The sequence below is a fragment of the Amycolatopsis sp. CA-161197 genome (assembly GCF_050942255.1).
Classification (GTDB): domain Bacteria; phylum Actinomycetota; class Actinomycetes; order Mycobacteriales; family Pseudonocardiaceae; genus Amycolatopsis.
In genome coordinates this window covers 3,769,218-3,792,337 of record NZ_CP192059.1, presented here as the reverse complement: position 1 = coordinate 3,792,337, position 23,120 = coordinate 3,769,218, and the positions used below count along the sequence as shown (strand labels likewise).

26 protein-coding genes are annotated in these 23,120 nt (G+C 72.7%); 15 read left to right on the top strand and 11 right to left on the bottom strand.

What is annotated here, in order from left to right:
* Position 1: 1 nt before the first annotated feature.
* Positions 2-901, top strand: coding sequence for a MurR/RpiR family transcriptional regulator (locus tag ACQPXB_RS18105; RefSeq protein WP_432853533.1), 900 nt, complete (start codon positions 2-4; stop codon positions 899-901).
* A 7-nt stretch (positions 902-908) separates the two neighbouring features.
* Here ACQPXB_RS18105 and proC read toward each other — a convergent pair whose 3' ends face one another.
* Both proC and ACQPXB_RS18095 read right to left on the bottom strand, forming a co-directional pair.
* Positions 909-1,718 (bottom strand): pyrroline-5-carboxylate reductase, encoded by an 810-nt coding sequence (gene proC / locus ACQPXB_RS18100; protein WP_366578141.1) that lies wholly within the window; start codon positions 1,716-1,718, stop codon positions 909-911.
* Positions 1,715-2,716 carry a proline racemase family protein gene (locus tag ACQPXB_RS18095; protein ID WP_366578140.1) on the bottom strand — a complete coding sequence of 334 codons (1,002 nt, stop codon included), beginning with the start codon at positions 2,714-2,716 and terminating at the stop codon, positions 1,715-1,717. The genes proC and ACQPXB_RS18095 overlap by 4 nt, the downstream gene beginning before the upstream one ends.
* 146 nt (positions 2,717-2,862) lie before the next feature.
* On the opposite strand from ACQPXB_RS18095, the gene ACQPXB_RS18090 reads away from it, so the two are divergent.
* The 10 genes from ACQPXB_RS18090 (at position 2,863) to ACQPXB_RS18045 (ending at position 11,941) form a co-directional block, all read left to right on the top strand.
* Complete coding sequence (locus ACQPXB_RS18090; RefSeq protein WP_432853529.1) at positions 2,863-4,086, top strand: carboxypeptidase-like regulatory domain-containing protein; 1,224 nt, start codon at positions 2,863-2,865, stop codon at positions 4,084-4,086.
* A 14-nt stretch (positions 4,087-4,100) separates the two neighbouring features.
* Positions 4,101-4,547, top strand: a complete 447-nt coding sequence (locus tag ACQPXB_RS18085) for a MarR family winged helix-turn-helix transcriptional regulator (protein WP_366578136.1) — start codon at positions 4,101-4,103, stop codon at positions 4,545-4,547.
* Between the two features lie 106 nt (positions 4,548-4,653).
* Positions 4,654-5,292 carry an HD domain-containing protein gene (locus ACQPXB_RS18080; RefSeq protein ID WP_366578135.1) on the top strand — a complete coding sequence of 213 codons (639 nt, stop codon included), beginning with the start codon at positions 4,654-4,656 and terminating at the stop codon, positions 5,290-5,292.
* Between the two features lie 123 nt (positions 5,293-5,415).
* Positions 5,416-6,603, top strand: a complete 1,188-nt coding sequence (locus ACQPXB_RS18075; RefSeq protein WP_432853525.1) for a DUF6745 domain-containing protein — start codon at positions 5,416-5,418, stop codon at positions 6,601-6,603.
* A 31-nt stretch (positions 6,604-6,634) separates the two neighbouring features.
* A complete protein-coding gene (locus ACQPXB_RS18070; protein WP_432853522.1) occupies positions 6,635-7,102 on the top strand; it encodes a hypothetical protein in 468 nt (155 codons plus the stop codon).
* A gap of 88 nt (positions 7,103-7,190) precedes the next feature.
* A complete protein-coding gene (locus ACQPXB_RS18065; protein WP_432853519.1) occupies positions 7,191-8,024 on the top strand; it encodes a peptidoglycan-binding domain-containing protein in 834 nt (277 codons plus the stop codon).
* A 110-nt stretch (positions 8,025-8,134) separates the two neighbouring features.
* Positions 8,135-8,962 (top strand): LLM class flavin-dependent oxidoreductase, encoded by an 828-nt coding sequence (locus ACQPXB_RS18060; RefSeq protein ID WP_432853516.1) that lies wholly within the window; start codon positions 8,135-8,137, stop codon positions 8,960-8,962.
* A 107-nt stretch (positions 8,963-9,069) separates the two neighbouring features.
* Positions 9,070-9,735: a hypothetical protein gene (locus ACQPXB_RS18055; protein WP_432853513.1), complete on the top strand. Its 666-nt coding sequence runs from the start codon at positions 9,070-9,072 to the stop codon at positions 9,733-9,735.
* Between the two features lie 5 nt (positions 9,736-9,740).
* Entirely contained in the window at positions 9,741-10,631 is an 891-nt protein-coding gene (locus ACQPXB_RS18050) for a hypothetical protein (protein WP_366578124.1), read from the top strand.
* Positions 10,632-10,720: 89 nt separating this feature from the next.
* Positions 10,721-11,941, top strand: coding sequence for a TetR/AcrR family transcriptional regulator (locus ACQPXB_RS18045; protein WP_366578122.1), 1,221 nt, complete (start codon positions 10,721-10,723; stop codon positions 11,939-11,941).
* Positions 11,942-12,174: 233 nt separating this feature from the next.
* On the opposite strand, the gene ACQPXB_RS18040 is transcribed toward ACQPXB_RS18045, so the two are convergent.
* Genes ACQPXB_RS18040 through ACQPXB_RS18025 form a run of 4 tightly spaced genes read right to left on the bottom strand, consistent with a single transcriptional unit; the run spans position 12,175 to position 16,897 of the window.
* Positions 12,175-12,954: an enoyl-CoA hydratase/isomerase family protein gene (locus ACQPXB_RS18040; RefSeq protein WP_432853508.1), complete on the bottom strand. Its 780-nt coding sequence runs from the start codon at positions 12,952-12,954 to the stop codon at positions 12,175-12,177.
* Entirely contained in the window at positions 12,951-14,456 is a 1,506-nt protein-coding gene (locus ACQPXB_RS18035) for a class I adenylate-forming enzyme family protein (protein WP_432853505.1), read from the bottom strand. Before ACQPXB_RS18035 ends, ACQPXB_RS18040 begins: the two co-directional genes overlap by 4 nt.
* Positions 14,457-15,605 (bottom strand): acyl-CoA dehydrogenase family protein, encoded by a 1,149-nt coding sequence (locus ACQPXB_RS18030; RefSeq protein WP_432853502.1) that lies wholly within the window; start codon positions 15,603-15,605, stop codon positions 14,457-14,459.
* A 14-nt stretch (positions 15,606-15,619) separates the two neighbouring features.
* Positions 15,620-16,897 carry an MFS transporter gene (locus ACQPXB_RS18025; RefSeq protein WP_366578115.1) on the bottom strand — a complete coding sequence of 426 codons (1,278 nt, stop codon included), beginning with the start codon at positions 16,895-16,897 and terminating at the stop codon, positions 15,620-15,622.
* Positions 16,898-17,107: 210 nt separating this feature from the next.
* On the opposite strand from ACQPXB_RS18025, the gene ACQPXB_RS18020 reads away from it, so the two are divergent.
* Both ACQPXB_RS18020 and ACQPXB_RS18015 read left to right on the top strand, forming a co-directional pair.
* Positions 17,108-17,755 (top strand): response regulator transcription factor, encoded by a 648-nt coding sequence (locus ACQPXB_RS18020; protein ID WP_366578710.1) that lies wholly within the window; start codon positions 17,108-17,110, stop codon positions 17,753-17,755.
* 12 nt (positions 17,756-17,767) lie between these two features.
* Positions 17,768-18,031 carry a hypothetical protein gene (locus ACQPXB_RS18015; protein ID WP_432853498.1) on the top strand — a complete coding sequence of 88 codons (264 nt, stop codon included), beginning with the start codon at positions 17,768-17,770 and terminating at the stop codon, positions 18,029-18,031.
* A gap of 18 nt (positions 18,032-18,049) precedes the next feature.
* On the opposite strand, the gene ACQPXB_RS18010 is transcribed toward ACQPXB_RS18015, so the two are convergent.
* The 3 genes from ACQPXB_RS18010 to ACQPXB_RS18000 all read right to left on the bottom strand — a co-directional run bounded on the left by ACQPXB_RS18010 (position 18,050) and on the right by ACQPXB_RS18000 (position 19,878).
* Positions 18,050-18,418, bottom strand: coding sequence for a response regulator (locus ACQPXB_RS18010; protein ID WP_386953492.1), 369 nt, complete (start codon positions 18,416-18,418; stop codon positions 18,050-18,052).
* A gap of 62 nt (positions 18,419-18,480) precedes the next feature.
* Positions 18,481-19,524, bottom strand: a complete 1,044-nt coding sequence (locus ACQPXB_RS18005; protein ID WP_432853495.1) for a PAS domain S-box protein — start codon at positions 19,522-19,524, stop codon at positions 18,481-18,483.
* Positions 19,525-19,689: 165 nt separating this feature from the next.
* The gene (locus ACQPXB_RS18000) at positions 19,690-19,878 is read right to left on the bottom strand and encodes a hypothetical protein (RefSeq protein WP_432853492.1); all 189 of its coding nucleotides are present in this window, start codon (positions 19,876-19,878) and stop codon (positions 19,690-19,692) included.
* A 179-nt stretch (positions 19,879-20,057) separates the two neighbouring features.
* On the opposite strand from ACQPXB_RS18000, the gene ACQPXB_RS17995 reads away from it, so the two are divergent.
* Positions 20,058-21,083 carry an NADPH:quinone reductase gene (locus ACQPXB_RS17995; RefSeq protein ID WP_432853489.1) on the top strand — a complete coding sequence of 342 codons (1,026 nt, stop codon included), beginning with the start codon at positions 20,058-20,060 and terminating at the stop codon, positions 21,081-21,083.
* 47 nt (positions 21,084-21,130) lie between these two features.
* Here the strand turns inward: ACQPXB_RS17995 and ACQPXB_RS17990 are convergent, their stop codons facing one another.
* Positions 21,131-21,451, bottom strand: a complete 321-nt coding sequence (locus tag ACQPXB_RS17990; RefSeq protein WP_432853486.1) for a hypothetical protein — start codon at positions 21,449-21,451, stop codon at positions 21,131-21,133.
* A 90-nt stretch (positions 21,452-21,541) separates the two neighbouring features.
* On the bottom strand, positions 21,542-22,441 hold the full coding sequence (locus ACQPXB_RS17985; RefSeq protein ID WP_432853483.1) for an SDR family NAD(P)-dependent oxidoreductase: 900 nt from the start codon (positions 22,439-22,441) through the stop codon (positions 21,542-21,544).
* Between the two features lie 67 nt (positions 22,442-22,508).
* Here ACQPXB_RS17985 and ACQPXB_RS17980 point away from each other — a divergent pair, with 67 nt between their 5' ends.
* On the top strand, positions 22,509-23,084 hold the full coding sequence (locus ACQPXB_RS17980; RefSeq protein WP_432853480.1) for a TetR/AcrR family transcriptional regulator: 576 nt from the start codon (positions 22,509-22,511) through the stop codon (positions 23,082-23,084).
* The last annotated feature ends 36 nt before the right edge of the window (positions 23,085-23,120 follow it).

The window sequence follows — 23,120 nt, the reverse complement described above, 5'->3', positions numbered from 1 at the left end:
CGTGACCGCCCACGACGACCGGACCGACTCGCTCAGCGCTCGTGTCGAGGAGCGGCTCGCCGGGCTGTCGCCTGCCGAGCAGCGCGTGGCGGAGTACCTGCGCAGCCACCAGGAAGCGATCCTGCTGTCCACGGCCGGCGACCTCGGCGTGCTCAGCGGCACCAGCGACGCGACGGTCGTCCGCGCGGTGAAGGCGCTGGGCTACTCCGGCCTGCCGGAGCTCAAGCGCGTGGTGGGCCGCTACGTCGTCGGCGACACCAACCCGGCCACGCGGCTGCGCGAGCGCATCGAGCGGACCGGCGACGACACCGGCGCCCTGCTCGACCAGGTGCTGACCGAGTCGGTCGAGCGGCTCACGGAGACACGCCGGCTGCTGGCCGACCCCGAGTTCACTGCGGCCGTCGACCTGCTGGACTCCGCGGCCGAGGTGCTCGGCTACGGCCTCGGCCCGTCCGAGCTGCCGATGCAGTATCTCGTGACCCGCCTGCACCGGCTCGGCCGGCGCGCCTGGAGCACGTCGGCGACGGGCTTCCGGCTCGCCGACGACCTGTTGCGCCTCAAGGAGAACGACGTTGTGGTGCTGTGCGTACCCGACCGGCTCCTGCACGACGTCAAGACCCTCGTCGACCACGCGCGTGCGATCGGCGCGCGCGTGCTGCTCGTGACCAACTCCCTGCGGCCCGTGCTCGGCGACCAGGTCGACGTCGTGCTCACGGCCGTGCACTCGGTCAGCGGCCTGACGCACGAGGGACTCGGGGCGACGCTGGTCGTCGACTGCCTGGTGGCCGGGCTGGCGCGCAAGGACCCGGCCGCGGTTTCGGACCACACCGACCTGCTGACCGCCTTGCGCACCGCCCTCGTGCCCCGCGACATGCGGGCGCGGCGGCCCGGCCGGGAGTGACCAGGGCTCAGCGCCCCATCTCAGCGGCCCGGTCGCGCGCCGCCTCGATCGCCGCCATCACCGCCGCGCGCACCCCGCGTTCCTCGAACTGCCGGATCGCGGCGATCGTCGCCCCGCCCGGGCTGGTCACGGCCGCGCGCATGCGCACCGCGTCGGCGTCCGGGACCTGCAGCATCTCGGCCGCGCCGGCGGCGTTGGCCTTCACCAGCTCCTCGGCCAGCGGGCGCGGCAGGCCGAGCAGGATCCCGGCTTCGATCAGCGCCTCGGTGAGGAAGAAGTAGTACGCCGGTCCGCTGCCCGACAGTGCCGTGATGGCGTCCATGCGCGACTCCTCGACGCGCACGACCTTGCCCACCGGCTCGAACAGCGACTGCGCGTAGTCGAGCTCGGCCTCGCCCGCGTGCGTGCCCGCGCTGATCGCCACGACCCCGCGGCCGACGGACACCGGGGTGTTGGGCATGCAGCGCACCACCGGCGACTTGCCCGGCAGCAGCGCTTCGAGCCGCGACGTGCGCACGCCGCCGACGGCCGAGACGAACAGCTGGTCGTCGTTCACGTCGTCCGCGACCGCGGCGAACAGGTCGTCCACGTGGTACGGCTTCACCGTGAGCAGCACGGTTTCCGCCGCCCGGATCGCGGGTCCGGCTTCGGCCGTGGTGGCCACGCCGTAGCGCTCGCGCAGGTACGCCGCGCGCTCGCCGGCGAGCTCGACCACGACGACCTCGGCCGCCGTGAACCTCGGTTCGGTGCCGGCGAGCAGTCCGGCGAGCAGCGCCTCGCCCATGTTGCCGCCGCCGATGATGGCCAGTTTCGTCATCGCAGGGTGAACCCCGTTCCCAGTTCGTCGGCCGGGTCGAGCGTGAACACGCTCTCGCCGGCCAGGTGTGCGGTGCCTTCGATCTCCGTGGCGACGCTGCCGTCGGTGCCGTCGCCGCCGGTCGACAGGATCCGGCCGGTGAAGGTCGTGCCGATGATGGAGCCGTGGGTGAGCACGTCGCCCTCGCGCAGCCGGCCTTCGGCCGCGAGCAGCGCCAGCCGCGCGGAAGTGCCGGAGCCACAAGGGGAACGGTCGACCTGCCCGTCGGCGAACACGGTCACGTTGCGCTGGTGCGGCCCGGTCGCGGTGTCGCCGAGGTCGTCGTAGAGGATCACGCCGTAGACGCCGCCGAGCCGGCTGTCCGCGGAGTGCCGTGCCCACTCGGTGCCGCTGAGCGCGGCCTTGACCTCGCGGCCGGCCGCCACGAGCTCGGCGTGGTGCTCGGGGACCACGGCGAGGCCGAACGCGGAAGCCGGCACGCACGCGTAGATCGCGCCGCTGTAGGCGAGATCGACCGCGACCGGGCCGCTTTTCGTGCTGACCTCGACGCCGCGGCCGAGCACGGTCGTGCCGACGTTGCGGAAGGCCACCTTCCGCACCTCGCCGCCCTCGCACGTCACCGCGGCGATGACGCGACCCGACGGGACGTCCATCGGCACCTCGGTCACGCCGTCGGCCGCCGCTTCGACCCGGCCGGTGCGCACGGCCCACGCGCCGAGCGCGATCGTGCCGTGCCCGCAGGCGGTGGAGTAGCCCTCGCGGTGCCAGAACAGCACGCCGAACAACGACCCCTCGGTCTGCGGCGGCACCAGGAAACAGCCGTACATCGCCGAGTGCCCGCGCGGCTCGCGCACGAGCAGTTCGCGCACCGCGTCGATGGCCGGCGTGGACCGTGCGGCCTCGCGCCGTTCGAGCACCGTCGTGCCGGGGATCTCCGGCGCCCCACCGGTGACGATGCGGAAGGGCTCCCCCGCCGTGTGGTAGTCGGTGACGGTCACCGCGTCCACTGTGGACCGTCCAGCCTTGTTGTAGTTTTCATGACAGGTGACAGTACATGGTAGTTTTCACTACGGGAAGACCTGTGCGCGCGGTCACCGCTGCCGCCGTCCGGAATACTATTCGTGCACGAATAGTTGAACCGAGCATGAAGACTTCCGTGCTCACCCGGCACCGCTGGTGGTGGCAGCCACTGGGCATCTCCCTGCTGCTGGTGCTCGTGTTCATCGGTCTCTACGTCGGGTTCCAGCGCAGCCCGCGGCCCTACCAGGTGCCCGTCGCGGTGGCCGGGACCTCGCTGCAAGCGCAGTTCGCCGGGGCGACCGGGCCGGCCGTGGCCGTCGTGCCCGTCGCCGACCAGGCCGCGGGCGACGCGCTGCTGCGCCACGGCGACGCCGTCGCGACGCTGACCGACCAGGCCGGGCACCTGCGGCTGGACGTCGCCGGCGCGAGCGGCGCCTCGACGGTGTCCGCGGCCGAGAAGCTCGTGACCGCGTTCGCGCAGCACCGGGGGCAGCCGCTGGCGGTCACCGACGTGCTGCCGCTCTCGGCGTTCGACAGCAAGGGGATGTCGGGCTTCTACGTGGCCTTCGGCGTCACGCTGGCGTCGTTCGCGCTCGCGCAGAACCTGCTGGCGGCCGCGCGGCGCGTCCGGCTGCGCCACCGCATGGCGGCGCTCGTGGGGTTCGCGGCGCTGGCCGGGATCGCCGCGGCCGCGCTGGCCGGGCCGGTGCTCGGCGCACTGCCCGCGCCGTTCGTGCCGCTCGCGCTGACGCTCGGCCTCCTCTCGGCCGCGACGGCGCTGGCGACCAAGGCGCTCGGCACGTGGTTCGGCGCGATCGGCATCCCGATGTCGACGCTGCTGCTGCTCACCGTCGGCAACTCGACCAGCGGCGGCGTGCTCGGCGTGAACCTCCTGCCGGAACCGGCGCGGTGGGCCTCGGCCGCGCTGCCGCCGGGTGCCGCGGTGCGCGCGCTGTCGGACCTCGACTACTTCCACGGCGCCCACCTGCTGGTGCCGGTCCTGACCCTGCTGGCGTGGTCCGCGGGTGCCGCTTTCCTGATCCACGTGCGGGAACGCGGCCGCGCCACCGCCGCCGAGCCCGGGCAGCCGGCGCCGGCCGGGGAGATCTCCGGGCACGTCAGCGCCCCGGCGGTCCTCGTCGTGACGGATCCGCAGGGCGCCGTCACCGCGCGGTCGGACACCGACGGCCGCGGCCGGTTCCACCTGACCGGCCTGGCACCCGGCTCCGTGACGCTGACCGCCGTCGCCGAAGGGTTCCTGCCGCAGACGCGGGCCCTGACGGTGCCGGCGAGCGGCGCCGCGACCGTGGATCTGGCCATGGCGCCCGCGTACGCCCGCGCGGCATGAGGCAGCCTGGGGCCATGGACATCGGACCGGACCACGACGTCGAGGACGGCGAGCGCCCGCTCGGCGACGCTCCGCTCTACCTGCTGCGCCAAGCCCTGCGCACCTACACCGCGCACTGGCAGGACACCGTGCGCGAAGTGACGCCGCCGCAGTACGTCGCGCTGCGCGTGCTGCGGGCCTCGCCCGATCTCGACCAGGCGGCGCTGGCCGAGGCGACGCGCATCGACACGGCCACGCTCACGCCGCTCCTCGCGCGGCTCGAGGAGCGCGGTCACGTCGTGCGGCGCGTCGACCCCGGCAACCGCCGGCGCAAGCTGTTGCGGATCACCGAGGACGGCGCCGCGGTGCTGCGCCGCGTCGCGCCGCTCGTCGCCGAGACCGAGGACACGTTGCTGGGTGAGCTGAGCGCGGAGCAGCGCACGGCGTTCACCGACGTGCTGCGGCGGATCGCGCTCGCCTGAGCGATGTCCCTATCGGTGGGGTTCGTGTCCGGTCCGGGCACGGCGGAGGAGGGCTCGCACGCGGCAAACTGCGAGGACCACACCGTTTCTCACCCAGGGAGTCGTGATGACCGAGACGATCGCCGGGATCACCGTGCCGGACACGGAGCTCGTCGCCGAGGTGACGGCGCTGATCCGCGAGAAGTCCACCGAGCTGCTGTTCAACCACTCGCGCCGCGTGTTCCTGTTCGGCAGCCTGCAGGCGCGGGCCCTCGGCATCGACCCCGACCCGGAGCTGCTCTACGTCGCCGCACTGTTCCACGACACCGGTCTCGTGCCGCCGTGGCGCAGCGAGCAGCAGCGCTTCGAGATCGACGGCGCCGACCAGGCCCGGGAGTTCCTGCTCGCGCACGGCCGTTCGGCCGCCGACGCCGACCTGGTGTGGACGTCGATCGCGCTGCACACCACGCCCGAGGTGCCCTACCGGATGGCGCCCGAGATCGCCGCCACGACCGCGGGCGTCGAGACCGACGTGCTCGGCCTGCACCTGGACCGCGTGTCCGGCGAGGACATCGCCGCCGTCACCGCCGCGCACCCGCGCCCCGACTTCAAGCGCCGGATCCTGCAGGCGTTCAAGGACGGGTTCGCCCACCGTCCCGACTCGACGTTCGGCACGGTGAACGCCGACGTGCTGGAGCACTTCGTGCCCGGCTTCAAGCACACCGATTTCGTCGACGTGATCGAGAACTCCGACTGGAAAGAGTGACGCCGGCCGGCCGCTGCCGTGCGCCCCGAGGACACGGCGGCGGCCAAAACGCTTGCGCGATAACCCCGGCTGCTGTCATGATCGCGGTATGTCTGAAGGAAAGGGCGTGCTCGCCCTCGCGCGGTGACCGCGCCCCGCGGGCCGGGAGCCCGCGCTCCGGAACACCCTGAAATCGTTGACCCGCAACGGGTTCGCCGGCAGCTCGCCGAGGCGGCCCGAGCGGAGTGGCTCGGCCACGCCCTGTCCTGCGAGCCCGCCGACCGGCCGGCCGCGGAAGCGGCGATCACCGCGCTCTACGAGCTCGTCGACCAGCCTCCCCCGACGTTCGTGTGGGTGGATTCTCCTGGCGCGGCAGTGAAATTCGTACCACCGAGCCGGCCGCTGTCGGCCGGGTCGCCGACCTGGCTGGAGAGCCGCCTCGCCAACTCCTTGTCGGGCCTGCGTGCCCGGTTCGACCGCAGGATCCGCTCCTCCGGCAACTCGTGGCGACCGTCGGTCCTGCCCGAAGATCCCTCGGAAGCGCTCGATCGCGGGTCCCTGGACACGTGGCTGTACTCCGGTATCCTCTGGTCGGTGCGGCGCAGCATCCTCGATTCCGTCGCCGGCACGATCAGGGCCGCACTGCGCGCGCCGACCGGGATCGGCTGGTACGGCCAGCACGAGGCCCACTGGGTGGCGCACTACGACGCCCACCGCCGGCTCGGTGTCCACTTCGGACCCGAACCCGAACGGCAGCTGGACCTGTGGGCGGAAACCGTGCGCTCGTGCGGCTGGTGGTGGCCCCGCGACGACGTGTGCGTGCTCACCGAACACCCGGTCGTCCTCCGCACCGAACCCGTGCCCGGCGCCGCGTACGGCGAGGTGCGGACGCACGCCGCCGACGGACCGGCCATCGCCTACCCCGACGGCTGGCGCGCGTATGCGTGGCACGGCACCCCGGTGCCGGCGTGGGTGATCGAAGACGTGACGGCCGAAGCCATCAACACCGAACGCAACGTCGAGGTCCGCCGGTGCGCCGTCGAACGCCTGGGCTGGGACGCCTACATCGAGCGGGCCGGTCTCACGTTCGTGGCGCGGGCACCGGATCCGGGCAACCGGGACTCCGAACTGGAGCTCTACGACGTGCCCCGCGCGCCCGGCATCATCGCGCGCCGGCTTCTCCTCGCGGTCAACGGATCCGTGGAACGCGACGGCACCCGCCGCCGCTACGGATTGTCCGTGCCGCCGTGGTTCGACGATCCCGTCGACGCCGCCGGCTGGTCCTACGGGCTCACCGGAGCCCAGTACACCGGCCTGCTTCGCCGGACCTGACCCAACCCTGCGAAACCCCAAGGTGATCACCATGACCGAAACATCCACATCGGACACCCGGACCGTCAGCCTCGCCGACCTCCTCGACCGCTCCGGCCTCGACGTGCTGGAGCACCTCGAACGCCAAGTCGCCGTTCCCGTGCTCGACGGGCTGCAGGCCCAAGGCGACCTCATCGTCATCCCGCACGCCCTTGTCGCCCGTACCGTCGTGCTGCACACCAACGCGTGGTGGCAGGACGTGCCGCGCGGCGGTGTCGAACTGGTGCGCGGCGTGGACGGGCGCAACCCGCACACCCTGGTGGCCGATCCGGACACCTGCCGGTGGACCTCGTCGGTCCGCGACCCGCTGAACCTGGGCATCGCGGTGTTCGAGAACTCCGCGCCCGCCTACCTCATCCACCCCGAGCACGGCGGCAGCGGGGTGGCTCCGGGCCGGTGGCTCGCGCGGCGCCAGCAGGAGCGCGGGGTGGCCTTGACCAGGCTGCTCATCGCCGACTGAACCCGACCTGGACCTTCGAGTTGTACGTCCCTTGTATCCCGTTCCATGATTCTTTGCCCGGATTCATCCGCGGACGAGAGGACCAGGGATGCTCAGGAAGGTCGTCACACTGACCGCGCTCGCGGCGGCGGCGCTCGGCGTGGCCGCACCGGTTTCGGCCGGTGCGGCCACGCAGGCGCTGCCCGCGGCGAGCATGGAGGCCGTGCTCAAGGCCGCGCAGATCGACCCGCGCCGCGCCGACAGCACGCAGACGCCCGGCGCGCACGACAGCGTGCTGCTGGTGGAGCAGGCGCTGCAGGCGAAGGGCCTGCTCGACGCGAAGTACGTGGACGGGTACTTCGGCACCACGACCATCGCGGCGTACTCGCAATACCAGAAGTCGCTGGGCTACACCGGGATCGACGCCTCGGGCCTGCCCGGCCGGACGTCGCTGGAGAAGCTGGGCGCGAACCGCTACACCGTCACCGCCGTGATCGCCGCGGGCAGCCACGTGACCTACCACGGCGTCACGCTCAACACCCGCACCAAGGCCATGCTCGTGGCCGCCGAAGGCCTGCTCGGACGGCAGATGAGCCTCACGCAGGGCTCGTACAACCCAGGCGGCGTCGACGCCTCCGCCGGCACGCACGACGGCGGCGGCACGTTCGACGTCTCGGTGGCGGGCCTGTCCACCGCGACCCGCACGAGCGTGGTCAAGACCCTGCGCCAGGTCGGGTTCGCGGCGTGGCTGCGCACGCCGGAGCAGGCCGACTGGGGTTACCACATCCACGCCGTCGCGATCTCCGACCCGGACCTGTCCTCGGGCGCCCAGCACCAGACCGGCGACTACTACCTGGGCCTCAACGGCCTGGCCGGACGCGGCCCGGACGACGGCCCGGCGGTGAACCCGAAGAAAACCTGGGAGGAGTACCAGCGCGGCTGACGGCGACGTCCTCGCCGGTTCGCCTGAGAGCCGGCGAGGACACCCGCCGTGGTGGCACCCGCACCCCGGACGGTGGTTGTATCGGCGTCATCGACTACGGGGGTGTTTCCATGGCGAACAAGGCGTTCCGGTTCGGAGTGGTCGCGGCGGCCCAGGGCAGCGGCGCGCAGTGGCAGGCCACGGCGCGGCGCGCGGAGGAGCTGGGCTACTCGACCCTGCTCTCACCCGACAACCTCAACCTGCCCTCGCCCACGGCGGCGCTGGCGATCGCCGCGGCGGTCACCACGACCTTGCGGGTCGGCTCGTTCGTGCTGGCCAGCCCCCTGCGCACGCCGCGCGCGGCCGCGTGGGAGGCCCACAGCCTCACGCAGCTCACCGACGGCCGCTTCGAGCTCGGCCTCGGCACCGGCCTGCCCACGATGCGCCAGGCGGCCGACGAGCTCGGCCTGCCCTACGGCTCCGGCCAGGACCGGCTCGACCAGGTTTCGGAGACCGTCGACCACGTCCGGCGCCTCGACGGAGCCGCGCACACCCCCGTGATGATCGCGGCCGGCGGCCCCAAGGCCCGCCGGCTCGCCGCGGCGAAGGCCGACATCGTCACCCTCGCCGGCGGCGCGCTGACCACGCGCGCGGAGATGGCCGGCCACGTGGCGGAGATCCGCGCGGCCGCGGGGGCCCGCGCCGGCGAGATCGAGCTGTCGCACAACATTTTCGTGGTGGGCACCGAGGCGCCGCCGTGGATGAGCGGGTTCCTCGGCGGCCTCGACGCGAAAACCCTCGTCGAGCGCGATTCGCTCACGGTGCTCAACGGTGACCTCGACACGATGGCCGCCGAGCTCGAACGCCGCCGCGAAGAGCTCGGGGTGTCGTACTTCACCGTGAACAGCGCGTTCGTCGAGGAGTTCGCCCCTCTCGTGGAGCGCCTCACCGGCCGGTGAGTCCACTTCGGACTTCGGCCGGCGGTGAAAACCTCGTGACCGCGTTGTGCCGCTGTGGTGTGTTCCTCTCGCTCTTCCCGCTCTAACTTGAGTGGGAGGTGGGTGCCATGTCGATACGTCACCGGTTCGCCGTGCGGGTGGGTGCCGGTTCGCTCCTGCTCGCGAGCGCCGCGGCTTGTTCGGGGCCGGGTTCCGGCGCCGGTCCGGCAACGGAGGTCTCGACCGGCGTCGCGTCGACGGCGTCGTCGGTCGAGACCACCGGCTCGAGCCCGTCGACGGAGGGCACCGGCCCGGAGCCGCCGCGCTCGTCCGAACGCGAGGGCTCGGTGGCGCTGGCCGGCCTGCCGGTCGGGGGCGGCAACGACGCGAGCGGGGCGCAGGACTGCATCCGCGTGAGCCTGCTCGACAGCAACGTCCCCGAAGGCGCCCGGATCGCGGTGGGTGAGGTCGCCGCCGGTCCCGGGGACCTCGTCACCGGCGGCGGGGCCTGCGGCGGCCCTCCCGCGTGTTCGTCGTACACCTTCACGGCGCAGGACAACTCCTGCTCCGTCGCGCTCTCCTGGCACCGGCCCGGCGACGGCGCCACGCTGACCATGAAGGGCAGCTACGCCTGCGGCGGAGACCCGAGCGTGTGTGCGGAGTTCGGCAAGACGCTGCGGACCAACACGATCGACCTGACGAACCCGCTCGAGACCCCGGAAACCACGACGTCGACGGAGGAGTCCGCCGTGACGACGCCGGAATCCACGACGACGTCGGCCACGTCGGGCTGAGCGAGGTGCCCGAGGAGGGGGACGTCACCGGCCGGTTCGAGCACTGGGTGCGGACGGTCGGGAACGTCGTCGCCCCGGCGACCCTGCTCACCACGCTGCTGTTCTACTTCGGCTACGTCTCCACGCGTTCGCAGTACGAGTACTTCGGCATCGACGTGGACACGATCGGCCTGGCCACGCAGGACTACGTGATGCGCAGCCCGCAGCCGCTGCTGACGCCGTTGCTCGTGCTCACCTTCGCCAGCGTCGGCGCGCTGGCCCTGCATTCGGTCGTGCAGAAGCGGATCGCGGCGGCCGAGGACACCAGCCGGCTCCGGTCCACGGTGCGCACGCTCACCGCGGCGGGGCTGACGGTCCTGGCCGCAGGGGTGGTGTTGCTGCTGCTGTATGCGTTCGTGCGCGACTGGACCTTCTACGCCCTGGTCACTCCCCTGCTCATCGCCGCGGGCGGCGTGCTGGTGGTGTACGGCTTCCGGATCCTGCGCCGCCTGGCCGGCAGCGCCCCGCCGCCGGTCTCGCCCGTGCGGCGCGTGTCGCTGGCCCTGGTGCTGGTGGTCGTGGCGGTGAGCTTGTTCTGGACCACGGCCACGGTCGCGCAGTGGTCGGGGCGCGGGCTCGCGATGGCGCAAGCGCGGTCGCTGGACCAGCTGCCGAGCGTGATCGTGGACACGAAGGAGCGGCTGTTCCTGCGCAGCCCGGGCATCGAGGAGACCGCGCTGCCGTCGGCACCGGGACAGACCTTCCGCTACCGCTACCGCAACCTGCGGCTGCTCGTGCACGGCAACGACCGCATGTTCCTCGTTCCGCGTACGTGGTCGGCCAGCGACACCACGTTCGTCGTCCCGCTCGACGGGCAGGTGCGCGTGCAGTTCCAGTTCCAGAACCAGCAGCCCTAGCAGCGCTTCCCGAATCCCGGTTGTGGAAGCCTTCGCGGCGCGCGCCCGCTAACCTGGTGGGAACGGTGCTGACGCGATGAGGAGAACGAGTGAGCCGGGCGGAAGTTCGCGGGACGAAGCGGCAGTCCTCGCCGTCCGCGCGTCCCAACCGCCGCGCCGAGCTGCTCGCGGCCGCGGCCCGGCTGTTCCGCGAACGCGGCTACGGCGGAGTGTCCGTGGCGGACATCGCCGAGCAGGTCGGCATCACGGCCGGTGCGGTGTACAAGCACTTCCCCGACAAGCGCGCGCTGCTCGCCGAGCCCATCCGCGAGATGGTGCTCACCTGGCGCAACCGCGAGGTGCTCGCGCTGGCGCAGGGCGGCGACACCGACGAGGTGCTGCGGCGGCTCGCGACCTCCGTTGTCGGCGTCGTGCTGGAGCGACCCGACGTGGTGCGCCTGTGGCACCAGGAGGCCCACTACCTCACGAGCGAGGTCCGCGAAGAGCTGGTGGCGGTGCGTGTCGAAGGCGTCGGCCTCTGGCTGCGCGTGCTGGTGGACGCGCGCCCGGAACTGACCACGAGCCAGGCGGAGTTCCGGATCCGCGCCGCGCTGGGCCTGCTCAACAGCGTGCCCGCGTTGCCGCGGCGCCGGCTGTCGGCCCACGCGGCGACGCTGGAAACCGTGCTGCTGGCCACGTTGCTCGCGCCGGAACCGCCGAAGACCCTGCCGGAAATCCGCGTGGTGGACCGGGAATCACCGGCCGTGGCGGAGAACACGCGCAGCCGCGCGATCCTCGACGAGGCGGCGAAGCTGTTCCGCGAACGCGGCTACCACGCCGTGGGCATCGACGACATCGCCGCGGGCGTGGGCATCGCCGGCCCGTCGATCTACAGCCACTTCCCCAGCAAGGCGGCCGTGCTCACCGCCGTGGTCGAGGAGATCGCCGACGAGCTGTGCTGGGGCGGCGCGCTGGCGATGGCCTCGGACGGGACCCCGCACGAGGTGCTGGAGCGGCTGGTGACCACACACGTCCGCACGGCGATCGCGAAGAGCGACCTGATCGCGGTGTGGATGACCGAGGAGCACCACGTGCCCGAGGACCTCGGCGAGGCCGTGCGCCGCGACCGCAAGCGCTACCTGGACTACTGGGTGGGCGCGGTGCTCGCGGTGAACCCCGGCGTCGAGGAAGCGGTGGCGGAGACCGCGAGCCTCGCGGTGATGGAGCTGATCGACGCCGTGGCCCGGTCGAGGCGGTTCGCGGCGGTGCCGGAGCGTCCCGAGTGGACGGTCGGGCTCGCGCTGGCGGCGCTGACGAGCGTGGCGGTCTGACGCGTCCCCGGTTTGTACGGACGCAGTGATCTGTACAGACCGTGATCTGTACAGACAGCGATTTGTACCGAACCTGTTTCATACAGACACAGTGGACGGACACCGAGGGCGGGGGTGGACCTTCCCCCTCGGTCAGGTCCTTCCCCGCCCTCGGTGTTCTCAGCCGGTCGCCCTTCGGCTTTCTCCGGTGGCCGCACCCGTCCGGTTGCGCGGCCACAGGTGTCGCGCGCGGCTCAGTCGCTTGCGCGCTCGGTGCCCTTCCAGCGGTCGGAGCCCTTGCGGGCGAACGACCACAGCTGCGCGCTCTGTTCCAGGGGCACGGCCGCCTGCCAGCTCAACGCCGGCGGGCCGACCTCCGCCCGCAGGCTGCGGATCGCCGCCCGCGTGAGGGCCGGGTCGCTGCCGCCGCGAGCCGCGAGCGCGAAGGCCCGGGCCTCGACCTCCTCGTCGGGCTGCGCTTCGTAGGCGAGCCCGAGCTCCACGGCGCGGCGGCCGTTCACCGACTCGCCCAGCACGCCGAGCACCGTCGCGGCCTCCGGCGTGACGACCCGCGTCAGCAACGTGTAGTGCCCGCCGCCGGGGTGCACGCCCAGGCGCGTGAAGCCGGACGCGAGCACGGCGTCCTCGGCGACGACGCGCACGTCGGCGGCCAGCGCGAGGTTCATCCCGGCGCCCACCGCCCCGCCGCGCACGGCGGCGACCGTCGGCACCTTCAGCGCACCGAAACGCAGGAACGCGTCGTAGATCCGTTGCGTGGCGCGGATTCCCTCGTCCGACGCGGGGGCGGCCGAGATCGCCGCCAGCTCGTCGCGGTCGCCGCCCGAGCAGAAGTACCCGCCGGCGCCCTGGATCACGGCCGAGCCGATCGCGAGGTCGGCGTCGATGCGTTCGCACGCCTCGATCAGCGCGCCGGCCAGCTCGCCGTCGATGGCGTTGCGTTTGCGCGGCGCGTTGAGGGTGAGCACGGCGACGCCGTCGGTCACCTCGAACAGCACGGGTTCGGGTTCGGTCATGAGCGGGCTCCGCGGAGGTCGACGTCGTCGGTTTCGTGCGTGCGCAGCAGGGCCGAGCGGACCTTCTGCGTCGCCGTCTTGGGCAGTGCGGGGCGCACCGAGATGTAGCGCGGCCAGGCGAACTTCGGCAGCTTGCCGTCGAGGAACGCGGGCAGCCCGAGCGGGTCGAACTCGCCGCGCGGCACCACGACGGCACGGACCTCCTGGCCCACGACGTCGTCGGGCACGCCGACCACGGCCACCTCGTCCACCGCCGGGTGCTCGGCGATCGCCGCCTCGACGTCGGCCGGGCGCACGTTCTCGCCGGCGCGGCGGATCATGTCGTCGGCCCGGCCGTGGAAGACGAGGTAACCCTCGTCGTCGAGCGCGCCCAGGTCGCCGGTGTGGAACCACAGGTTGCGGAACTTCTGCAGCGTCAGCTCGGCCTTGCCGTGGTAGCCGTCGAAGAGCACGAAGGCCTCACGCGGGCGCACGCAGATCTGCCCGGGCTCGCCGGGTGCCACGGGCACGTCGTTCGCGTCGAGGATCGCCAGGTCCATGTCGGGCCGGACGGTACCGCAGGTGCCGCGGCGACGCTGCCCGGACCGGTTGGCCGTGACCCAGCCGCCGGTCTCGGTCATGCCGTAGAGCTCGTGGACCTCGACGCCCACGTGGTCCTCGATCGTCGTCCACAGCCCGACGGGCGCGCCGCCGCCGGTGCAGAAGCGCAGCTTGTGCGGCGGGATGTGCTCGGGCAGCTTGCGCACGAGCATCGCCAGCATCGTGCCGACGTAGGTGAACCCCGTGGCCTCGTACCGGATCGCCTGCTCCAGGAACTTCGCCGGTTCGAACTTCTCCAGCAGCGCCAGGGAACAGCCCGTGGCGATCGCGGTCATCACCGCGTACACCTGCGGGTTGGTGTGGAACAGCGGCAGCGCCACCATGATCCGGTCGTCGGCGCGGATCCCGATCGCGTCGGCCAGCTCCCGGCCGCCGGCGAGGAACGCGCCGTCGGACAGCACCGCCCCCTTGGGCGGGCCGGTGGTGCCCGAGGTGTAGAGCAGGCTGCTCTCGGCGTCGATCCCGGCCTCGTGCATCGGGTGCGGCGCGAGGCCGGCCACGGCGTGCTCCAGCTCGCCGGCCGTGGCGAAGCCGAGCGTGTGCCCGGGGTCGAAGCCGGCGTCGGCGACCAGGCGCGCGATGCTCGCGGTGTCGCCGACGGCGAACTCGATGCCCGCGTCGGCCACGACCTGGCGGATGTGCGCGCCGGTCGCCTGGTTGTGCAGCGGCACGCACGTGGCGCCGAGCCAGCGCAGCGCGAACCACAGGTAGGGGAACGTCGGCGTGTTGCCGCAGGCGAGCAGCACGCGGTCACCGGCCCGGACGCCGTTGCTCTGCAGCAGCGTCGCGGTGCGGGTGACCACGTCGAGCAGCCCGGCCCAGCTGATCACCTTCTCGTCCTGCAGCAGGAACGGCGCGTCGCCGCTGGTCTCGCACCGCTGCTTCAGTGTTGCCGCGAACATCTACCGATCCTCCACCCTGACGGCCTTGACCAGGCTCTTCGCGACGGTGTTCTTGAGCACCTCGGCTGATCCCCCGGCCACCTCGTACGCCTTCGCGTCGCGCAGGTACCGGCCGAACGGCTGGGTCTCGCGCGTGCCGTGCGCGCCGCACACCTGCACCGCCGTGGAGGCGACCTTCGTGGCGAGCGAGGCCGCCAGCAGCTTCGCCGACGACGACGAGCGCGCGATGTCGCGGCCCGCGTCGAGGTCGCGCGCGGCCTCGTAGGTGAGCAGCCGCGTCGCGTCGATCTGCGCGGCCAGCTCGGCGAAGTACCACTGGATCCCTTGGAAATCCAGGACCTTCGTGCCGAACGCCGAGCGCGTGTCCACGTACTTCAGCGCGCCCTCGAACGCCGCGCGCGCGATGCCGAGGCTGATGCCGGCGGCGAGCGTGCGCGAGTTGGCGAGGGTGACCATCACCTGCTTGAGGCCGCGGCCCTCGGTGCCGATGAGGTGGTCGGCGGGCACCTCGACGTCCTCCAGCACCAGGTTGACGTGCGGGCCGTTGCGCAGCCCGAACGTCTCGGCCTCGTGGCCCTGGTAGCTGGACACGCCCGGGGTGTCCTTGGTGACCGCGAACGTCGAGACGCCGACGTCGGTCTCGGCGAGCACCACGAACAGCTCCGCGGCCGCGCCGGAGGTGATGAAGGCCTTCTCGCCGTTGAGGACCCAGCCCTTGTCGGTGCGGTGGGCCTTGGTGTCGAGCGTGCGGATGTCGCTGCCGTGCCCGTCCTCGGTCAGCGCGAACGACGCGGGCAGGCCGCCCGCGTAGCGCGGCAGGTAGCGCTCCTTGAGCGACTCCTCGCCGTAGAGCTCGATGCAGCGCTGGCTCTGGAAGATCGTGACGAGCGAGATGCCCAGGATCGCACTGGCGACCGAGAGTTCCTCCAGCACGGCGAGCAGTTCCGTCATCGGGCGGCCCTCGCCGCCGTAGCGCGGGTCGAGCGTCATCGAGTTCCAGCCGCGTTCGGCGGTGAGCCGCACGAGGTCGAGTGGGTAGCGGTCGTCGCGGTCGAGGGCGTCCGCGACGGGGGCCACGTGCTCGCGCGTGAACTCGCGGGCCTCGAGCGCGAGGCGCTCGTCGACGTGGTCCCTCCAGAGGTGCTGCAAGGCGTTCCCCTTCCTCATTCCGCCGCGGTGATGGCCCGGCCGGAGCGGTCGGCCAGGAACAGCGCGGTGATCATCATCAGTGCCACGGCGAACAGGCCGGTCGAGATGCCGCCGCCGAGGCCGTAGCGGGCGGCGAGCAGGCCGACGATCCCGGGCCCGAAGCTCGCGATGCCGCGGCCCACCGAGTAGCAGAAGCTCGAGCCCGTGGCCCGGATCGGCGTCGCGAACAGTTCGCCGAACCACGTGCCGAACACGGCGAAATAGCCGAGCCCGAACGAGATCACGAAGTACATCGCGATCACCGACCCGGTCGCGGCACCGGTGGCGATCAGCACGGCGAAGGCGATGAACGCGACCAGCTGCACCGAGGCGAAGGCGAGCAGCGCCTTGCGCCGGCCCCACCGGTCGCCGAGCGCGCCCGCCGCGACGTAGGAGACGAGCGAGATGGCGGCGCTGACGTAGAGCACCGTCTGCGTCGGTCCCGCGCCCAGGTGCAGGCCGGTCTTGAGGAAGGTCGGCATCCAGGACGAGTAGACGTAGTAGGAGTACTGCGCGCCGAACACCACGACGGTGCCGAGCACGACCATCTTCAGCGCGTTCTTCTTGAACAGCAAGGCGAGTCCGGCGGGCTCTCGGGTTTGCGCCGTGCCGGCCGTCCGGCCCTCCGCCTTGGCGCGCTGCAGTTCCAGCCACTGCTTCGACTCCGGGCAGGCGAGCCGGATCGCCACCGCGGCCAGCGCGGGCAGCGCGCCGATGGCGAAGGCCCAGCGCCAGTTCGGAACCGCGCCGGCGACGAAGATGCCGATCGCGTAAGCGGGCCAGATCGCGGCCTGCACCATGCCGCCGGCGAGCCCGCGGCGCTTGGGCGACCACGCCTCGTTCAGCAGCGCGAACCCGATGGCCCACTCGCCGCCGATGCCGACCCCGGCGAGCATCCGGCACACCACGAACAACCCGAAGTTCGGCGCGAGCGCGCCGAGCCCCGTGCCGATCGCGAAGATCCAGATCGTCCACGTGAGCACGCGGCGGCGGCCGAACCGGTCGGCCAGCGGGCCGAACAGGATGCCGCCGATCGCCGTGGCCGCGAGCTGCGCGGTGAAGACCGCGCCCACCGCGGCCGTGGAGACGCCGAACGTCTTCCCGACGTCGCCGGCCACGAGCGACAGGATCACGAGATCGAAGTACTCCATCCCCCAGCCGCTGACCGCGGCCGCGATGATCAGACCGCGCTCTCTTCGGGTGTAGGCGGACCCGGCCACGCCGGCCGGGGCGTTGGTCGCCACTTCGGACATGGGCCACCTGCTTCTTTGCGGGAGGTGAATACTGGTTAGGCGGACGGTAACTCGTCGTTAGCCAGAGTTCAAGGGGGTTCGCGGTCACGGTCCGGCGGCGCAGCAGCCGGTCACCGCCCCGGCACGCACCGCACCCGCGCCCGCCGGACGGGTTTTCCGGGCGCGCCCGGGCGGACCGGCCCCGGTAGCGTGAGGCCGGTGTCGGAACGGATCCGGGTGGTCGTCGGCGAGGACCAGGCCCTGGTCCGGGAGGGGATCGTGCGCGTCCTCGAACGCGCCGGCTTCGAGGTCGCCGGCGTGGCCTCCGACGCGCCCGCCGTGCTGCGCCAGGTCCGCGCGCACCGGCCCGACGTGCTGATCACCGACATCCGCATGCCCCCGGACCTCACCGACGACGGCCTGCGCGCGGCGCTGGAGATCCGCTCCTCCGACCCGGACGTCGGGGTGATCGTGCTGTCGCAGTTCCTGGAGGACCGCTACGCCTTCGAGCTCGTCGGCGACCGCGCGGAAGGCGTCGGCTACCTGCTCAAGGAAAAGGTCGCCGACCCGGCTGTCCTCATCGACGCCGTCCGCCGCGTCGCCGCCGGCGACACGGCCCTCGACCCGGACGTCATCGCCCGCCTCGTCGGGCGCAAACGTGTCGGCAGCCCGCTCGACGACCTCACCCCCCGCGAGCGCGACGTCCTCGCCCTCATGGCCGAGGGCCACTCCAACGTCGGCATCGCGGAGAAGCTCGTGGTCACCGTGCCCGCCGTGGAACGCCACGTGACGGGGATCTTCAGCAAACTCGGCCTGCACCAGTCGGCGAGCAGCCGGCACCGGCGGGTGCTGGCGGTGCTGCGGTACCTGCGGAGCTGACGTCCCGGGGTCGTGCGTTCCGGAGATCGTGTCGAGGAAATTTCGGCGGCGCGGCCCGCCTTCGCCGGAGTCAAGCCGCTGTTCGACGAAGAACTGGAGCTGGTCGAGTCCGGTCTGGACGATCACGTGGAGGCCTGGGAACGGATCCACGAGCGCATCACGGGATCGCTGAGCCTGCTGTCGCCGCGTGGGCCGGTGGTCGAGTTCCTCCTCCACGTCGAGGACGGGAAAGCGTGGTTTCGCTGGAGCGACGAGCCGTTCGACGACCGAGGCTGACGTCCCCGCGCCGAGGGGTCAGGCGGCCGTGAAGCCGAACAGCGCCGGCAGGTCGGCCGTCGCGAGGTGGTCCTTGGCGACGAAGGCGATGATGCCGACTGCGGCGAGGTCGGCGGGGGTGTAGCCGGGCGGCTCGGTCGAGGTGACGAGGATCCGGGGCGCCGGGCCGGGGGCGGCGGTGAGGGCGCGGGCGGCCGAGAGGCCGTCGGTGTCGGGGAGGTGGAGGTCGAGGAGCACGCAGTCGGGGTGGTGGGCCCGTGCGGCTGCCAGGGCTTGCCCCGCGTCGGCCGCCTCGGCGACGACGGCGAAGCCCCGGGCGGCGAGCAGGCGCCGCGCCGCGCGCCGGAAGCCGGTGTCGTCGTCGACGATCAGGGCGGTGGGCGGCATAGCTCAAGGGTCCCCGTCCCGCACCCGGCCCCGCCATGGGGATGTCCCCACAGTTCGCGCGTTCAGAGGGGGAACTCCGCGCGCAGCACGGTTCCGCCGCCGGGCGGGGAGGACAGGGTGAGCCGGCCGTCGAGGGCGTCGACGCGATCGGTCAGGCCGGCGAGGCCGGAACCGGATCCGCCGGCGACGGCCCCGCCGACGCCGTCGTCGCGCACCTCGACCGTGAGCAGGGGCCCGGTCGCCGCCACGGTCACCGTGACCTGCGACGCGTGCGAGTGCTTGACCGCGTTCGTGAGCGCCTCGGCGGCGACGAAGTAGGCGCACGCCTCGACCCCTTCGGCGAGCTCGACCTCGACCGACCCGGTCACCGTCACCGGCAGCGCCGCGCGCGAGGCGAGCGCCTCGACGGCGAACCGGAGCCCGCGCGCGGACAGGATGGCCGGGTGGATCCCGGCGGCGAGGTCCCGCAGCTCGGTGATGGCCGCGCGCGTCTGCTCGACGGCCTCGTCGAGCAGCCCGGGCACCCGCTCCGGCGCGGCGAACTCCTCACGGGCGAGCTGCAGGTCGATGAGCAGCGCGACGAGCCGTTGCTGCGCACCGTCGTGCAGGTCGCGGGCCAGCTGCCGGCGGGCGGCCGTCGCGCTCTCGACGATGCGCCGGCCGGTGGCGCGCGACTCGGCCGCGCGGATCCGCGCCGCGTCGCGCTCGCGCACGGCCTGCTCCGCCGCACGGCGCCGCGTGGTCTCCTCGAAGGCGAGCACCGCGCCACGGCCGCCGGGCAGGTCCAGCGGGGCCGACCACCACTCGATCGGGAACATCGAGCCGTCCCGCCGGAAGAACCAGTCCTCGTCGCTGTGCACGGTCTCCCCGGCCTGGCGCGACCGCAGCATCGGGCACTCCGACGCGGGGAAGGGCGAGCCGTCCGGATAGTGGTGGTGCACCGTCTCGTGGCTCTGGCGCCCGCGCAGCTCGGCGAGGTCGCCGTAACCGAGCGCGCCGACGGCCGCCGGGTTCGCGTAGACGATCGCCCCGCCGTGGTCGATCACCCAGACCGGCTGCGGAACCGTGTGCAGGATCAGCTCGAGCGTTTCACGGGGAGATTCCACGGCGCCCTCCCGACCGGGTCGGAGGCCTTCACCGTACCCACGCCCGCGCCGGTGTGGTCACCGTCGCCGGGCCGGGCGCCGCGAGCCGCGGGCCGGCCATGACGGGGGGGATGGCCGGCCCGCGGGTGCCGCCGCTGTGCGGGAGGGGCGCGGCGGCACGCCCTGTCAGTGCAGGGCCTCCCGCAGGACCGCGATCGCTTGCGCAGCAGCGGCTTTCGTCGCGTGCGTGTCCTGGACCGGGTCGAGCATGGTGAAGCCGGGCGCCGCGGTGCGCAACGGCGGGTTCGCCGTGGCGACGGACTGCGCCTGAGCCGCTCGTTCGAGGTGCGAATCCGGCGTGCGGTGGGTGGCCATCGTTCGCTCCTTTCGTCGGCGCTGCTCGTGTGTCCAAGCCTCGCGCGAGGGGCGCAGCGGAGCCATCGAGCAGCCACCACGGCCGCTCACCCGCCGGTGTGGGGTAAACCCCACGCCCGGCGGGAGGAAATTCCGGCGGGCAAGGAATAGGGCCGCGGGGGTACGGGATTGCACGAGACATGAAGGCTGTCACGTTCACCCGCCACGGCGGGCCGGAAGTGTTGTCGCTGTCGGAGCGGGATGTCCCGGAGCCGGGCGCCGGCGAGGTTCGCGTGCGGATCGTCGTGTCGGCGGTGAACCCCACGGACTGGAAGTCGCGCCGCGGGCCCGGGGAGCTCGCGGGCCCGGCGGTGCCCAACCAGGACGGTGCCGGCGTGGTCGACGCCGTCGGGCCGGGCGTCACGGAGTTCGCGGCCGGAGACCGCGTGTGGGTGCTGCTGGCCGCCGCCCACTCCCCCGCGTCCGGAACGGCGCAGGAGTACACCGTGCTGCCCGCCGAGCGGCTCGTACGCCTGCCCGACGGCGTCGGCTTCGACGAGGGCGCCGGCTTCGCGATTCCCGCGCTCACCGCGCACCGCGCCCTGACCGTCGCCGAGGACGGGCCGACGCGGCTCGCCCCGGGCGCGCTCGCGGGCCGCACCGTCCTGGTCACGGGCGGGGCGGGCGCCGTCGGCAACGCCACCATCCAGCTCGCCCGCTGGGCCGGCGCGACCGTGCTCACCACCGTCAGCACCGAGGCCAAAGCCACCCTCGCCCGGGCGGCCGGCGCGGACCACGCGCTGCTCTACACCTCCGGCGACCTCGCGGCCGAGATCCGGGCGATCGCCCCCGACGGCGTGGACCTCGTCGTCGAGGTCGCCGCCGGCACGAACACCGGGCTGCACGCCGACGTCCTGCGCACCCGCGGCACCGTCGCGGCCTACGGCGACGACCGCGGCACCGGCAGGATCACCCTCGAGTTCGGCCGCAACCTGTGGCTGAACTCGCGCTACCAGTTCCTGGTCCTCTACACCGTCGGCCTGGACAAGCTGCGCGCCGGCGCGGAGGACGTCACCGCGGCCCTCGTCGACGGCGCGCTGCGCCTGGGCGAGGAGCGCGGCCTGCCGGTGCACCGCTTCGCCCTGGCCGACACCGCGAAAGCCCACGAAGCCTCGGAAAACGGCGCGACGGGCAAGATCCTCATCGACGTGACACCCGCAGGCTGAACCCCGCGCCGGTCACCGGACCCCGGTGACCGGCGTTTCCCGGGTGATCAGGCCTGGGGCCGCCACGCCTGGTAGGGCGTGCCACAGTGCTTTCCGGACAGGACGTACACGCACGGCGTGACCTTGATCCGGTCGATGCCCCCGACCAGGTCGGGATCCCCGGCCACGAACGAAAATTCCTTGTAGACCGCGTACCGGCTCACCGTCCGCGTCTGCGCCGCACCCACCTTCGCGCTGCCCGCGTACGCCTCGAAGACCGCCTGCGTGTAGTCCGGCGCGTCCGAGGTGGAGACCTTGCCCGTCGCGGTGCGGATTTCCTCCCCAGGAGAGACAGACCACGCGTCAGCCGGCCTCCCGCCGCCGATCACGTCGGCACGACCGTAACCGAACCCCGCGCTTCACCGGCGCACATCGGGCAGTACCACCCGAAAGGCCCAATTCCCCTCATCGACCGCCCATCAGGGCGCGGTCACGAAGTCCGGGTCCACGCCCGCGAGTTCCGCGCTCGAGTCCCACAGCCGGCGGCCCGTCGCGGGGTCGGCGAGTGGGCCCTTCGGCGTTTCGAGGCGCGGTTTTCCGCGCAGCCCGAACGACCGCGGGCCCCACAGCTGTCCATTGCAGACGGACGGGTCGAGCGCCGCGTGCACGGCGGACCACGCGCCTGCGTGTTTTCCTTGCAGCAGCAGGCCGGCGGGAAGCGTACGGAGCAGCTGGGGAGTGGTGCGCGAGTGGACCGGCGGCCGCGACGGAGTCAGTGCGTCCAGCGCGCCGCCCGGGTGGACCACGACGCTGAGGGCCTGGCTGCCCGCCTTCTCGAGACGGTGGGCCAACTCGAAGCCGAACAGCATCTGCGCGAGTTTGGCGCGCTCGTAGGCCCGCTTGGGGGCGTAGGCCTGAGTGCTCTGCAGGTCGTCGAGGTCGAGACGCGCGGAGCGGGCCGTGAAGCTGCCCGTGGTCACCACGCGACCGGCCGACAACCGCGGCCACAGCAGGGCCGTGAGGGCGAAGTGGCCGAGGTGGTTGGTGCCGAACGTCAGCTCGTGGCCGGCCGGGGTTTCGCGCCGCTCGGGACCGTCGAGGAGCACCCCCGCGTTGAGGACGGCCACGTCGAGCCGAGGCACGTCGAGGGCGTCGGCCGAGGATTTCAGCGAGGCGAGGTCGGCGAGGTCGAGGCGCACGGACGTGACCCGGGCGCCGGGCACCCGCGCCTGGATCGCCGCGGTCGCGGAGGCGGCTTTCACCGGGTCGCGGCTGCCGAGCACCACGGCGGCCCCGGCCGTGGCGAGTTGCTCGGCGACGAAGTAGCCGATGCCGGCGTTGCCGCCGGTCACCAGCGCGATCGTGGACTGGGTCGGCATGACGAGCCCTCGTTTCTGTAGTCACTCTGATTTCAGAGTAACTCCAGTTTCGGCTATCGTGAGATTCATGCCCGGACGGCGCGAACGCAAGAAGGCCCGCACCCGCCAGGCGCTCGACGAAGCCGCCCTGCGCCTGTTCCTGGAACACGGCTACGACCACGTCACCGTCGCGCGGATCGCCGAGGAGGCCGACGTCTCCGTCGCCACGCTGTTCGCCCACGTGCCCGACGGCAAGGAAGCCCTGATCTTCGACGACGGCACCGAACGCCGCGAAGGTCTCGTCGCCGCCGTGCGCGAGCGGGGAGCCGGCGAACCCGTTCTCGCCGCCCTGCGCCGGTTCTTCGCCGGCCGCGGGCCGTTCGCGGCCGAACTGCCGCCGGAGTACGAACGCAAGCGCGCCCTGATCGTCTCCACGCCGGCCTTGCGCGGGTACGCGCGCAAGCTCTGGATCGCGAGCGAAGACGCGTTGGCGGAAGCGATCGCCGAAGCGAGCGACCTGCCTACCACCGAAACGGCCGCCAGGGCCCTGGCCCGCTTCGTGCTGGAGATCCCCGACCTCACGGGCACCGAGCCCGACCCCCTCGCCGCGCTCAACGCCGTGTTCGATCTCCTCGAGTCCGGCTGGCCGCCGCGGCGCGCCTGAGCACCCCGCACGCGCGAGGCCACACTTTCGCAGGTA

Bases quoted from the DNA above. Each gene is read 5' to 3' on its own strand.
- ACQPXB_RS18035 (WP_432853505.1), bottom strand. From the start codon at position 14,456: ATGTTCGCGGCAACACTGAAGCAGCGGTGCGAGACCAGCGGCGACGCG.
- ACQPXB_RS18085 (WP_366578136.1), top strand. From the start codon at position 4,101: ATGGACATCGGACCGGACCACGACGTCGAGGACGGCGAGCGCCCGCTC.
- ACQPXB_RS18025 (WP_366578115.1), bottom strand. From the start codon at position 16,897: ATGTCCGAAGTGGCGACCAACGCCCCGGCCGGCGTGGCCGGGTCCGCC.
- ACQPXB_RS18000 (WP_432853492.1), bottom strand. From the start codon at position 19,878: ATGGCCACCCACCGCACGCCGGATTCGCACCTCGAACGAGCGGCTCAG.
- ACQPXB_RS17980 (WP_432853480.1), top strand. From the start codon at position 22,509: ATGCCCGGACGGCGCGAACGCAAGAAGGCCCGCACCCGCCAGGCGCTC.
- ACQPXB_RS17985 (WP_432853483.1), bottom strand. From the start codon at position 22,441: ATGCCGACCCAGTCCACGATCGCGCTGGTGACCGGCGGCAACGCCGGC.
- ACQPXB_RS18055 (WP_432853513.1), top strand. From the start codon at position 9,070: ATGTCGATACGTCACCGGTTCGCCGTGCGGGTGGGTGCCGGTTCGCTC.
- ACQPXB_RS18070 (WP_432853522.1), top strand. From the start codon at position 6,635: ATGACCGAAACATCCACATCGGACACCCGGACCGTCAGCCTCGCCGAC.
- ACQPXB_RS18090 (WP_432853529.1), top strand. From the start codon at position 2,863: ATGAAGACTTCCGTGCTCACCCGGCACCGCTGGTGGTGGCAGCCACTG.
- ACQPXB_RS18065 (WP_432853519.1), top strand. From the start codon at position 7,191: ATGCTCAGGAAGGTCGTCACACTGACCGCGCTCGCGGCGGCGGCGCTC.
- ACQPXB_RS18060 (WP_432853516.1), top strand. From the start codon at position 8,135: ATGGCGAACAAGGCGTTCCGGTTCGGAGTGGTCGCGGCGGCCCAGGGC.
- ACQPXB_RS18010 (WP_386953492.1), bottom strand. From the start codon at position 18,418: ATGCCGCCCACCGCCCTGATCGTCGACGACGACACCGGCTTCCGGCGC.
- ACQPXB_RS18080 (WP_366578135.1), top strand. From the start codon at position 4,654: ATGACCGAGACGATCGCCGGGATCACCGTGCCGGACACGGAGCTCGTC.
- ACQPXB_RS18040 (WP_432853508.1), bottom strand. From the start codon at position 12,954: ATGACCGAACCCGAACCCGTGCTGTTCGAGGTGACCGACGGCGTCGCC.
- proC (WP_366578141.1), bottom strand. From the start codon at position 1,718: ATGACGAAACTGGCCATCATCGGCGGCGGCAACATGGGCGAGGCGCTG.
- ACQPXB_RS17995 (WP_432853489.1), top strand. From the start codon at position 20,058: ATGAAGGCTGTCACGTTCACCCGCCACGGCGGGCCGGAAGTGTTGTCG.